The organism is bacterium, assembly GCA_023150945.1.
Taxonomy (GTDB): domain Bacteria; phylum Zhuqueibacterota; class Zhuqueibacteria; order Zhuqueibacterales; family Zhuqueibacteraceae; genus Coneutiohabitans.
In genome coordinates this window covers 1-12,410 of record JAKLJX010000046.1, presented here as the reverse complement: position 1 = coordinate 12,410, position 12,410 = coordinate 1, and the positions used below count along the sequence as shown (strand labels likewise).

General features: G+C 57.7%; 9 protein-coding genes. 6 read left to right on the top strand and 3 right to left on the bottom strand.

All coding sequences use genetic code 11. The features are described from left to right. Nucleotides 1–383: 383 nt before the first annotated feature. The 3 genes from L6R21_27855 to L6R21_27845 all read right to left on the bottom strand — a co-directional run bounded on the left by L6R21_27855 (nt 384) and on the right by L6R21_27845 (nt 5,289). Entirely contained in the window at nt 384–989 is a 606-nt protein-coding gene (locus L6R21_27855) for a hypothetical protein (GenBank protein MCK6563025.1), read from the bottom strand. A gap of 270 nt (nt 990–1,259) precedes the next feature. Further along, a complete protein-coding gene (locus L6R21_27850) occupies nt 1,260–1,886 on the bottom strand; it encodes a response regulator transcription factor (GenBank protein MCK6563024.1) in 627 nt (208 codons plus the stop codon). A 292-nt stretch (nt 1,887–2,178) separates the two neighbouring features. Further along, entirely contained in the window at nt 2,179–5,289 is a 3,111-nt protein-coding gene (locus L6R21_27845; protein ID MCK6563023.1) for a histidine kinase, read from the bottom strand. A gap of 1,333 nt (nt 5,290–6,622) precedes the next feature. On the opposite strand from L6R21_27845, the gene L6R21_27840 reads away from it, so the two are divergent. The 6 genes from L6R21_27840 (at nt 6,623) to L6R21_27815 (ending at nt 12,320) form a co-directional block, all read left to right on the top strand. Continuing rightward, entirely contained in the window at nt 6,623–7,315 is a 693-nt protein-coding gene (locus L6R21_27840; protein ID MCK6563022.1) for a CPBP family intramembrane metalloprotease, read from the top strand. A gap of 40 nt (nt 7,316–7,355) precedes the next feature. After that, a complete protein-coding gene (locus tag L6R21_27835) occupies nt 7,356–8,858 on the top strand; it encodes an alpha/beta hydrolase (GenBank protein MCK6563021.1) in 1,503 nt (500 codons plus the stop codon). A gap of 105 nt (nt 8,859–8,963) precedes the next feature. Beyond that, on the top strand, nt 8,964–9,416 hold the full coding sequence (locus L6R21_27830; GenBank protein ID MCK6563020.1) for a hypothetical protein: 453 nt from the start codon (nt 8,964–8,966) through the stop codon (nt 9,414–9,416). 13 nt (nt 9,417–9,429) lie between these two features. Further along, nucleotides 9,430–9,966, top strand: coding sequence for a hypothetical protein (locus tag L6R21_27825; protein MCK6563019.1), 537 nt, complete (start codon nt 9,430–9,432; stop codon nt 9,964–9,966). A 3-nt stretch (nt 9,967–9,969) separates the two neighbouring features. Next, nucleotides 9,970–11,877, top strand: a complete 1,908-nt coding sequence (locus tag L6R21_27820) for a beta-lactamase family protein (GenBank protein MCK6563018.1) — start codon at nt 9,970–9,972, stop codon at nt 11,875–11,877. After that, nucleotides 11,874–12,320: a hypothetical protein gene (locus L6R21_27815; GenBank protein ID MCK6563017.1), complete on the top strand. Its 447-nt coding sequence runs from the start codon at nt 11,874–11,876 to the stop codon at nt 12,318–12,320. The genes L6R21_27820 and L6R21_27815 overlap by 4 nt, the downstream gene beginning before the upstream one ends. The last annotated feature ends 90 nt before the right edge of the window (nt 12,321–12,410 follow it).

Here is a 12,410-nt window from a genome sequence, read left to right as displayed (position 1 = left end):
GGGGAGAGTGTCCACGATGTCCTGGCACCAAAACTTGTCAACGATGTCTTGGCACTTGAGAGTTATGTCCTTCGAACAACATGGTTTGGTATACTATCGACGGCTGGCCTGATTTCGCGTCCAGGCCTGTGGCGATGATTTGACTTGGAAACCTCTCCGCCGGCAGCAACTCGCCAATGCTCCAGCAGCACTGCCGCACGGCCGTCGATGGTGAGTTCCGCTGATTTCCTTCCCCCTCAAACTCCCCCCACACCAAGCCGGCGAAGCCAAATCGCTTTGCCCTACTGCATTGTCTCCAGACGAAATTAGCTCGCTGGGCGTGCCCGCCGGCCTGGTGCATGAGAGCGTGTGCTGCTCAACTGCCACTGGCGTCGTGGCGAGGCTCAGTCGTGGTGCCGACGCAAGGTGCTGACGCCCACCAACTCCAGCGCGCCGGTGTTGGCGTTCAAAATGCCGCGGGCGATCCCGCGGCCACTGGCGTTGGCAAATTTACCGGTGCCGCCGGCGAAAGTGGTGTTGCCTTCGACTTTGAGCAACGCCGGATCAGCGGTGGGCACCAAAACACCCCAATACGGAATGTGCAGGTCATCTCCGCTACTGACCGAGGTGAAGGTCGCGAAGCCCTCACTGAACTGCAACGTGGCGAAATCGAGGCAGTGGGACTGCACGTCGGTGTAGTGACCCAGATGCGTCGCGATGCCCGAGCCGGTGGCGCTAATGGTCGCCAAGGGCGCGCAACGTCCGGCAAAGTCCGGCGGCGTACCCTGTCCCTGCAGATACCAAATGAAGAGACGGCCGGCGCGGACTTCGATCTGGTCCGCTTGCGGAATTTGGTTGCGCAGCGCAGCCGGCACTTTGGCGAGAATCTGCTGGTTCTGCTCCGCTTGCAGTTCGAGTGCCGCTGGCGCCGCAGGATTACTGTCCTCGCTCGGTGAACAACCGGCGACAAGCAACGCGGCAGCGAGGAGAAGATAGCGCGTGGTTTTCATGGCATGCTCCATAAGTTTGAGGGTGATTATCGAGGGGATGTGCCAGTTCAAATACCTGGAGCCCCCCACGAGTTGTGTCAGCAACATAGTGAAGTGCCGCTTCAGGCACAATCCCGCGAATGCAGTAGTTTTTCTACTCGTAGTTGGCAGAGGAGGGCGCGGCCTCATCATTTTGGAGTAGGCGAGGGCAAGGGGCAAGGAGCAGAGGGCAAAAAGCAAGAAGAGGGAGGCAGGCAGGAAGAGGGCCAATCCCAGATGATTGGAGGAAGCTCAGCGGCCGTAGAACTTGCGGGCGGCTTCGGTGCGGCTGTGAACGTGGAGCTTCTTGTAGATGTTGCGGATGTGCGTGCGCACGGTTTCGACGCTGACAAAAAGCTGTTCGGCAATCTCTTTGTCGTGGTAACCCCGGGCAAGATGGGCAAGAATCTCGGCCTCGCGCTCGGTCAGGCTTTCGGTATCCTTGTGCGACTGGCTGATTTGCTGAAAGGCCTGCACGACTTTGCGGGCAATCTGGCTGGACATCGGCGAGCCGCCGTTGTAGAGGTTGCGGATGGCATCGAGCAATTCGGCCGGGGGCGTCTTCTTCAGAATGTAGCCAGTGGCGCCGGCCTTCAGCGAGTTGAAGACCAGCTCGTCGTCCTCAAACATGGTGAGCATCATGATCTGCAGCTCGGGCAGGCGTTCCCGCAAGCGTTGGACACATTCGATGCCGCTCATCTGGGGGAGACGAATGTCCATCAGCACGACGTCGGGCGGGTCATCGGGGAGATATTGCAGGGCTTGCTCGGCATCCGGATAAACCGCCGCGCAGGTGAAGCCGGGCGAGCCGTCGACGAGAACACACAAACCCTCGCGGATCTCCTCGTTGTCCTCGACTATGGCGATTTTGATTGGCATTGGAACTGTGTAAGTAGATTGCATCTCAAGATACATGCCGGCCTCCCACAAGGCAATACTCCAAATGCGGTATTTTGATGGACAGGAATTGACAAAAGTATTCTATCAAACACGGAGCCACGGAGAACACAGAGTTACACGGAGAAAAATTCTTTTCAGTGAAAATTGCGTCTTGACTATTCATTCGCTTCGAAAAAAGTTTGTACCTAATGACTCCGTGCTTCTCCGTGTTCTCTGTGTCTCCGTGTTCAAAGGTTTTGTTCGAGCCAACTCGACATAGAATTTTACCGGCTTATGATTTACTCTCTGGCCTCTTCAATCCCACCACGACTTTGATCTGCGTTCCGCAATTCGGCAGTGATTGCAGGAGGAAGGTCCCGCCAATGTCATCGATCCGCTTTTTCATGTTGGCCAAACCGTTGCGGAACGGCGCGGGATACTCCGGCGAGAATCCCCTGCCATTGTCGCGGATGGAGATCTCCAATTGCTGCGCCGAGCAAGTCAGCCGCAGCTCGGTCGCGGACGCGCCGGCGTGTTTGACGAGGTTGTGCAGCGCCTCTTTGAAGACCAGAAACAGATTGCGCCGCATTTCCGCCGAAAGGTGCACGTCGGGCAAGGCCTCGGGAAAATCGCAGTGGTAGGAGATGCGGGTCAACATCAAATACTGCACGGCATGGTGCCGCAGGTAGGCGGCAAAATCGCCGAGCTGATCGTGTTTCGGATTGATTGCCCAGATAATTTCGCCGAGGTTGTCGACGACTTCCCGGGCACGTTCGGAGATCTTCACGAGATGTGCCCGGGTGGCTTGCGGCTGCGACAAGTTCCTTTGCGCCAGTTCGCTCAAGATGGCGATTTCGGTAAGGCCGGCGCTGACGTCGTCGTGCATGTCCTGCGAAATGCGGACGCGCTCGCGTTCCAACGCCTGCTGCTTTTCCGCCGCCCGCAATCGCTCGCGCAGCTTCCTGATTTCGAGGTAGCGAATCGTGCCGCCGATCGTAACCAAGAGCATTGCGCCGAACAAACTTCTGAACCACCACGTTCTCCAGAAGGGCGGGGTTATCTTGATTTTGATCGCCACGCCGTCCGCATTCCAGACGCCGTCGGCATTTGCGCCTTTTACCCGCAGCGTATATCGCCCGGGAGGCACATTGGTGTAGCTGGCGTAGCGCCGCGTGCCGGTATATTCCCACTCGCGATCGAATCCTTCCAGGAAGTGAGCATACTGATTCCGTTCGGGCATCGCGTAATCGAGCACCGCCATTTCAAAGGAGATGAAATTTTGTTCATGCGAGAGCATGATCTCCCGTGTCGAGCTGAGGCGATGGGGCAGTTGCACAGGCTGATCAAAAACCTTGAAACTGGTTAGCACAACCGGCGAAGTGCACGGCCTCACCGGAAGGCTATCCGGATGGAACGCCGTCACGCCGCCTTCGCCGCCAAAGTAGAGGCGGCCATCATGGCCGCGATGGTAGGCGCCGGAAAGAAAGACATTCCCGTGCAGGCCATCCTTTTTTGTGTAGTTTTTGGAGATCCCGGTTTGAGGATCGAATCGCGCCAGGCCTTTGTCGGTGCTCAGCCAGAGATGGCCATGGTCATCGGGCAAAATACCCTTCACGAAATTATCCGGCAAGCCGTCTTGCTCGGTGTAATGTGTGAATGCGCCGGTCCCGCGGTCCAGCCGGTGCAGGCCGCCCAGGAAAGTGCCGATCCAAAGCGGGCCACGCGGGTCGGCATACACGGAATAGATGAGAACGCTGTTGAGATCATCAGGATTCCGCAGGTCATCGCGATAGCGGGCGAATCTTTCGCTTTGGCGGTCGTAGCGATTCAGGCCGTCGCCATACGTGCCGATCCACAAATCGCCCTGTCCGTCTGCGGTGATCGACCAAATGTCGTTGCCACTCAGACTCTGCGGATTTTGCGGATCATTACGGTAGCAGGCGAAGGCCGTGCGCCGGTGATCGAGCCGGTACAAGCCGCTGCCGTTGGTGCCGATCCAGAGCGCGCCCTGGTGATCTTCATAAAGAACCTTGACCACACGGTGAGCCGCGATGGCAGGATTCAATGGCTCGTATTTGTAATGAACGAACCTGTCGTGCCGCGCATCATAGCGGCTCAGGCCTCTGCCGGTGCCAATCCATATTTCACCGTTGCGGTCTTCAAGGATGGCCAGTACCTCGTTGCTGCTCAGGCTCGCCGGCTGACGAGCGTCGTGCAGATACTGCCGGCGGCGTGTGCGCCGGCCCTGTTCTTGCTCGAGCCGGAACAGGCCATTACCGAAAGTGCCGAGCCAGAGATTGCTGCGCGTATCGCGCAGGACCGCGTGCACGGCACCATCGAGGGCGTAGCGCTCGAAAGCATCCTGCCTGCGGTCGTGGCGATTGAGGCCGCCGCGATAGGTGCCCACCCACAACACGCCGGAGCGGTCTTCATAGACGCAATGGACGCGATTCCGGTCCAGCGAAGAGGGATTGCCCGGCTCGTGCACGTAGCGCGAAAAACTGTCGGTGTTTGGATCATACCGGAACAGACCGTAATGGTACGTGCCGATCCACAGCATGCCCTGGCGGTCCGCATAGAGCGTAAAAATGATATCGGTGTTGAGCAGAGGCGAGTATTGCGGATCCTGGCAGCGCACGACCTTGCCGGTCTTGCGGTCGTAGCGCTGCAAGCCCGCACCGGTGGCGAACCAGATGTCGCCGTGCCCATCTGCGGCAATCTTCATGATCGCCTTCTCGACAGGATCGGTGGACGCGCCGGTCTGGTGAGGATAAGGAATGAAAGTCTTGCTTTGCGGATCATAGCGTCGCAAGCCGGCGGCGGTGCCAACCCAAAGCTGGCCCGCTCGATCTGTGCAAATCGAACGGACGTCATTGTCCTGTGAAGCACTCAGCGAGGCAATTGGCGCGTGACGTTCGAAGCGATCTTTTTCTTCCTGGCGCACACACAAGCCCGCGTTGGTGCCGATCCACAGCGTGCCCGCCGCGTCTTCGAAAATGTCCCGAATCCCGTTGGCGGGCAAACTTTGGGGATCGTGCGCAATATGCCGGTACCGCACGAACCTGTCGGCCTCCGGGTCGTAGCGACACAAGCCGTCAATCGTGCCCACCCAAAGACGGCCATGGCGATCGACGAGCAAAGCCGAGACGCTGGAATGGGGAAGCGAGCTGCTGTCCTGCGCAATCGGCCGGTAGACGGTGAAGGTGTGACCATCGTATTTGTTCAAGCCGTCCTCGGTGCCAACCCAAAGAAAGCCCTGGTGATCCTGAACGATGACGGTGACCGAAAAGTGGGAGAGTCCCTGCTCCACCGAGATGCGGTCGAAGCGGAGATCGCTGCTTTGGGCCAGAAGCGAGGACGTGTGCAGCAGCAGTCCGGCCACGCTCACGCCGAGACGGAACAAACTGCGCGCTGTGACAGATAGATACGGTTTTGGCTGGGAAGAAGGCGGTCTTGAGGCCGTAACACTCATATTTGCCCCCGGGCTGAACCCGAATCGCGCGTGACTGAATGAGAAAAAATCCTGGCGAAAAACCGGAAATGTCCACGCGCAGGTGTTGAATGCCGTAGCGATTCGTCTGCGGGCGAATCGGGGCGGTCAATTCGTCCTGCTTGCGCGTGCTTCTCGCCGTTCTCTGGACCACTGTGCTGCTGCGTGTCCGCGGCGTCCTGCGCGACTGCGCAACCGCTGCTTCTCACCAAGCGGGAATCATCATGCCCAGCGGCACGTTTGTCCCTGCCGGCTATTCCGGGCCGGCACAATCAGCTTAAAGTCTGCGTATTTACCTTGTCGCCCGAGAACACCATGAGCGAAATCAGGCTCCACGGCGCGCAGACTCAAGCGGAGACGGCATATTCAGATTTTTCGTTTACCGAGCGCACCCCAGTGGTGCCGGCGCCGGTGGTCCAAGTGATCAGAATTTGGGATGAGTTCGTGATATGAAGAAACAACGCTGCTTGTGGTGAGCTTGGAGAGGAGGCAAATATGGAACTCGTGTGAATCGTTACAAGTCCCTCCCGCCGCGCTGAAAGATGCGGGCAAATATAGTTGAATTCAGAAAATCTGCAAGAGAATTCAGCGCCAAAGCAGAAGTGAGGAGCGATGCAGGTGCCCCATAGACCTTACACGTATCGGCAGTGGCGAGCCCTCAGCAGGACTCGTCGCCGCCCTTGCTGCCAGTTTCTCCCCGTCTTTTGGCCCCACTGGCGCCGACAGCGCGCAGCGCCCGCAAATTCTCTGCAAACCCAAAAATCTAGATTGATTCTTTCACTGCGTTTCGGCAATTTCAGGGCGTGATTCATGGCTGACTGCCCCGGGCAACCGCCGCAAACGGTGGCAGAATGTGATGAGTATGATCATGCATGCTCCCTCGTCCCCTCGGGTCAATCCTTTCCCTCCCTTTCGACGATCCACGCCCAGTTCAAGCGCATACCTGTGCCGGTTGCGACTCATGATCAGGAGTCGGACAACTGGCAGATATTGCTTCCCTTTTAGCTGTAACTTGTTGCACTGTCCGTTCCTCTCGCAAACGGCACTGCCCTGGCGTACGCGGCAGTGTCCTCAGGCTTGGCCAAATCAGTGCCTGGGGCCTGGCAACTGAGCCGGCATCCGGCGCGGCCATGCCTGCACAAGGCGTCGATGGTTCGCTCTCTTCTTATCCAGTTCGTTGGCGATGTCTACTCTGTTTCGTCTGCTGACTCAGACGATGCGGCAAGGCTCGCGGGAGGGACCGATCATGAAATCCACCAGAGTATCAAACTATGTTGCCGTCGTGGTCATTTTGCTTTTCTGGTTCTCCGCCTTCAGCACCTACTTTGCGAATCTTGGGCGCACCGCCAACATCGACTTGAATCCTGGGCTGTTACTCCGACTCGCCGTTGCAAACACGATCACGACTCTTGCCTTTGTCGCCTTGTTCATGCTCCTGGGGAAAGAACGGCCACGTGATATCGGGTTTCGCAGTGAACGCCTTTGGCGCCAGCTTCTCATTGGCTCGTCGTTTGGCTTGGCCCTCGCTCTCCTCGATCATATTGCCCTCGGCAACCTCATGAAGGTTTTGCTCCCCGACAAGTTTGAAGAGGGAATGAGACTGCTGGCAGAATTCATGGGCAAGATCAACATCATGGTGTGGTTCTTTGCCTCGGTGTTCATGGGAGGATTCATCGAAGAATTGCAGCGTCTCTTCATCATCACCAGGTTCGAAAGATGCTTCGGGATGGCCGGGGTGGTCATCGCGTTGGTGATGGCGTCGCTGCTGCAGGGAGCAGGACATGCCTATCAGGGGCCCGAACGGTCGTTCCTCTACATCTTCGTCGGATTGGCATTTGGATTGGTGTATCTGCGGAAGAGGTCGGCTGCAGAAGCCATGGCCTGTCATGCGGTGTACGACGTTTTCGGGCTGCTGTGGTTCAACTATCAACTCGGATGAGTCGCACGTATCGAGTACTATCTTCAGGAGGAAATGTTTGATGGCACAATGGTATCGACGCGCGTGGTGGATTTGGCTTGCTGCCTGCCTTCCGGTTGTGAACCTGCCGGCACAGGATTCTCCATTTCCAGATCCATCCCTGCTCCGTGAGAGCCAGGCCGGTGCCATCATGGTGAAGGCCGGCCGGCTGTATCATAACGCTGCTGATTTCGGACTGGTGCAGGTGCCGGAGAATCGGAACGACCCGCATTCCCGGCTCGTGCCATTGCCCTTCATCCGGCATCATGCCAGGAAGGCCTCCCTCTCTGAACCGATCTTCATCCTGGGCGGCGGCCCGGGAAAAAGCAATCTCTGGAGAGAAATGCCGGAGGTGTTCCATGCTCACAATGAGGTCGTCAATGTCGGCTATCGGGGTGTCGATGGAGAGGTCAAACTCAAATGCGCCGCAATCGGGGCGGCGCTGGCGAAGGATTATCCCCTCTCCCATGACGCCCTGCTGGAATTCCGCACCACGCTGCGCCGTTCATTCGACCGGTTGCTTGAGGAGGGCATTGACCTCAATGGGTATACCATGCTCGAAGTTGTCGAGGACCTCGAAGCGGTCCGGCGCGCGCTGGGGTACGACAAGATCAATCTGTTCTCCACCAGTTACGGCACTCAGCTCGCATATCTCTACTGCCTGCGTTACCCAAACGTCGTGAAGCGGAATCTCATGGTGGGAGCAAGCAGCCGGGGCCGTCGCTTCGATTCATTGTGGGAACCTGCCGTCATCGACACGCTGCTCCAGGAATATAATATACTCTGGAAAAATGACCCGGAAGCATCGGCAAAGAGCCCTGATATCCTCAAAACGATTCGAACCGTTCTCAAGAGCCTGCCGCAAACCTGGAACGATGTCCTGATCGATCCGGACAAAGTGCGGCTGGCGACGTTCTACAGTCTGTATGAAACCGAATCTGCGGCTGCCGCCTTTGACGCATTTGTTGCCGCGGAGCATGGTGATCCGGCGGGCCTGGCGCTGCTGGTTCTCGGGTATGATCAGGCAGTCCAGGATACGTCACGGCAATACTGGGGAGATTTCCTTGCCAAGCTGGCGAGCGGCGGCATGGACAGTACCCGAAACTATGAAGTGGAGATGGATCCACCCGGTTCGATCCTCGGTTCGCCCTCGGCCAAGTTGTGGTGGACAGCCATAGCAAGAGGGGGATGGCCAATTACGCAGATCCCATCTGAATATCACCAACTCGATACGATCAGAGTCCGCACACTCATCCTCAACGGGCAGTTGGATTTCTCCAGCCCTCCTGCCAACATGAGGGAGGCCGTGAAGTACTTCACCAACAGCGACATGATCATCCTCCCGGCGATGGGTCACATGGACGTGCTTAAGCTTCAGCGTGGGGCTATTGATCACCTCGCGGAGCGATTCTACCTGGAGGGTGTGGTCGATACCTCGAAGTACTATCCACACAAAATCGATTTCACACCTGCTGAGACGTTGCCGGAGGAAGCCAGGCGTTTGTTCGGAGGGGAGAGAAAGTAGCCACAACAACCCTGCTCGCGCGCGATTACCTGTCGCCACGGCGGTGGCATGCGGTCGCGTGCTTTTGCGGAAGTCGCTGCATGCAAACCCATGAAAGGAGGAAGCATGAAACCAGCTTCCCGGAACATGTACGGTGTCGCCCTCACAATGGCAATCATCTGCACGTTCATCGTGATCTATGCCATGGTCGCAATCATACTCTTCAGAGAGCAAGTCTTCCTGGAGCGCGGCACCATAAGCGCCGGCGGGGAAATGAGCCTCCTGATCGCGTTCTCCGTCATGCTCCTATTCGACCTCGTGTCCGTGCTCTGGCTGTGGTCGCGCGCCCGCGTGGCTCAGTTTGCCAACAAGGGAGACCTTGCAACGCTGGCTCTCGGCATACTCAGTCTCATGCTGCTTACCGTTGACAAGATCCTGGTTGATGAGATCAGTCATGAGTACGCGCTGGGAGCGGAGGCCCTGGGTGAGGGGATCGTTCTGTATGTGTGCCTGGCGATGCAATTATGCTATTGCCTCGTGATCGTGCGCGCTTTGTATCGCGCATACACAACTCGCTGAAAGGAATGCCGCCATGAGGAAAATGACGCTGTCGCTTGCCGTCCTGGGTCTGCTCGTGCAGGCCAGTTGTGGGCAACCGCCGGTCAAACCCGCGGACGTTAGCGGCGTCTGGGAGGGAACGCTCCACTCTTTCGGCCAGGACATCCGGCTCATCTACGTGATTGCCACGAATAACGACGGCACACTCTCAGTATCCCATCACAGCCCGGATTACGGCCTGAATGATATTCCCATGGCCGTGGCAACCCTGGAGGGGAGCCATCTCCTCATGAAGGTCGGGCTGTACGACGCGATTTTCGAAGGCACAGTCGAAAAAGATGCCGTGCGGGGGCGCTACGGCACTCCCGCGTGGTGGATTCCGCTCACGCTTTGGCGGAAAAGTCCGGATCCCCATTTTCTGCTTGATAATATGGTGCCGCGCTTGGGAAATAACGGCGAGAGGATTCTCGACTATCGCTACGAGACTCCCCGCGCAGGGGATGATGGGTGGGCGGTTGCCGGCGCTGCCAGCGAGGGGGTGGACCTCGGCAAGATCAATGCCCTCATGTAGCGGGTGCTTGCCAATGGTTTTCCCAATTTGCACAGCGTGTTGGTGGTGAAGGACGGGAAGATCATTCTTGATGAGTACTTTCATGGTTTCCATCGCGACAAGCCGCATCGCATGTCCTCGGTCGCCAAAATCGTACCCGAGGCGCTTGTCGGCCTCGCGCTCGACCAGGGCCTGATCGACAACCTTCATGTACCCGTGGTGCAGTTGTTCCCCGAGTACGGTGATCTGCTGGGGACGGGAGACAAGGCGGCGATCACGCTGTACCATCTCGTGACCATGACCACGGGATTGCAGTGGAACGAGCACGCGGTCACGTATTTCGACACCTCGAACGACCTTCGCGTTCTGAGTCGCAGCCCTGACCCAATTCGCAATCTCTTCGAACGACCGCTGGCGTATCGCCCTGGTGAGCGTTTCGTGTATAATTCCGGTTGCATCAAGGCGCTGGAGGGACTCCTCCAGAAGCTCACGAAGGCCCATTTTCTCGTGGCCGCGCAAAGAGACCTGTTCACTCCCCTCGGCATCTCCAATATCAGATGGGATGATTCGGAAGGCCTGTTTATGGTGCCACGAGACATGGCAAAGCTCGGGTGGCTTTTTCTGCAGCGGGGCGAATTCAACGGCACCAGAATACTGCCGGCGGCATGGGCCGACAGCGCCATGCAACGGTTCGAGCGTGCTCATCCGAGGTATTTCAACCATTGGCAGGCCATCGCCTTTTTTGTTGATGGCGTGCCGGTCAAAGCGTTGCAGGCCGGCGGCTGGGGTGGGCAGAGTATCACTATCTTCCCGACGCTGAACGCGGTGATTGTCCAGACCGCCGGCAGCCAACTCGCGCCGGTCGACTATGACGTGTGCATCAGGGACTATCTCCTTCCTGCCATCATGACGCCGGCGTACATGGCGAAACATCCCGAGGTCGCGCACAGTGGGATGCGACGAGCCAAGAATCTCCAATGGGAAATGCACTGGAATACTGAGATGGGATGCCTGAGCGCAAGCGCGAAAAGCCTGGGTCTCACTCTCAGCGACGCTCAGCTCTACGGCGGTACCGGAGTGGGATTCTTGCTCAACGTCGATGCAAGAGCCGAAGCCAAGAGCATGGCGGTGTGGAATTGGCGCGGCGCCTACGAGCTCTGCCGGAATCTGGGCTTCTCGGTCGAGAGCATTTGGCGGCACAAGTCGAACAGCGATTTTCCCGCCACCCAAAAGCTTGTCTGGGACCGGGTGCGGCAGGCGATCGACAGCGGCTATGTGTGCTACGGATTCCATCTTGATAATCCGATCCGCTCGCTCATCATCGGCTATGACGACATCGGATATTATCATCAGGGCTGGGAGGCCGAGCAGGGGAAGGGGCCGGTCTACTGGTATGAGCTTGGACAGACTGATATTGGACTGCTGGGCATGCACTTCGTGCGGCCGATCGCGTCGAACGTGGCTTTTCAGGAAATGGTGAAAAGGGCGTTTGAGTTCGTTCTTGAATTCTCGGCCAACTCGCAAAAATGGGTTCCGGCGGACTGTAAGGCAGGTCCCGAAGGGTATGCGCGCTGGATTTCACTGCTTGAGTCTGAGCAGGAGGATGCCTTCGGGGTTTCTTACAATGCCGCCGAGTTGGCCGAGGGCCGCGGCTTCGCTTTGAAATTCCTCGCGGAGGCCAAAGCCCGGCTTGGGCCGGAACTGGAGCCGCTCTTCACCAGGGCCATCAAACACTATCTGCGCGTTGCCCACGAAACAGAACTGCTGTCGCAGGAGTTTCCTCACACAGTTCCTGCGGCACAGCGGGCGGCGCATCTCAAGGACGCGCAACGAAGAACAGCCGCGCTTCAGCACCTGCGTGCGGCGCAGGCTGCCGAAGTTGAAGGGCTGAAGGCGCTGGCAGACATTGTTGAACACCTGGAGGCAAAATGACCTACCGGCATACGCAAGTGGGGACGGTCATCATCATCGCGGTGCTGTGCGCGGCGATTGTCACGCTGTTCGTTCTTGTCATGGGAGCCGGGCCCTCATGGTTCTCGCCACTCACCGTCCTGGCGATAACGGGAGTGGTGCTGGCCATGTTTTCTTCTCTAACTGTTGAGGTCGAGAAGAGCACGCTCACCTGCTGGTTTGGCGTGGGGTTTGTCCGGAAAACCATCCTATTATCAGAAGTTGACCAGGTGCGTGCCGTGGAGAATCCGTGGTTTGTGGGCTGGGGAATTCGCTGGATTCCGGGAAGTTATTGGGTGTGGAATGTTTCCGGTTTTCGCGCAGTGGAACTCGTCATGAAGAACGGTACTCGATTTCGCATTGGCACCGATCAGCCGGAAGCGCTCGTCCAGGCGATTACGCTCGCGAAGCAAACGGGCGCCTGACGCGCAGCCGGGCCTGCGCATTGGCTCATAAATATTGTTACCGAAGGTTTTTTGAAATGGCGTCGTTGCCTCATAATATGTGTTACCCAA

Bases quoted from the DNA above. Each gene is read 5' to 3' on its own strand.
- L6R21_27830 (MCK6563020.1), top strand. From the start codon at position 8,964: ATGAAACCAGCTTCCCGGAACATGTACGGTGTCGCCCTCACAATGGCA.
- L6R21_27850 (MCK6563024.1), bottom strand. From the start codon at position 1,886: ATGCCAATCAAAATCGCCATAGTCGAGGACAACGAGGAGATCCGCGAG.
- L6R21_27840 (MCK6563022.1), top strand. From the start codon at position 6,623: ATGAAATCCACCAGAGTATCAAACTATGTTGCCGTCGTGGTCATTTTG.
- L6R21_27815 (MCK6563017.1), top strand. From the start codon at position 11,874: ATGACCTACCGGCATACGCAAGTGGGGACGGTCATCATCATCGCGGTG.
- L6R21_27835 (MCK6563021.1), top strand. From the start codon at position 7,356: ATGGCACAATGGTATCGACGCGCGTGGTGGATTTGGCTTGCTGCCTGC.
- L6R21_27825 (MCK6563019.1), top strand. From the start codon at position 9,430: ATGAGGAAAATGACGCTGTCGCTTGCCGTCCTGGGTCTGCTCGTGCAG.
- L6R21_27855 (MCK6563025.1), bottom strand. From the start codon at position 989: ATGAAAACCACGCGCTATCTTCTCCTCGCTGCCGCGTTGCTTGTCGCC.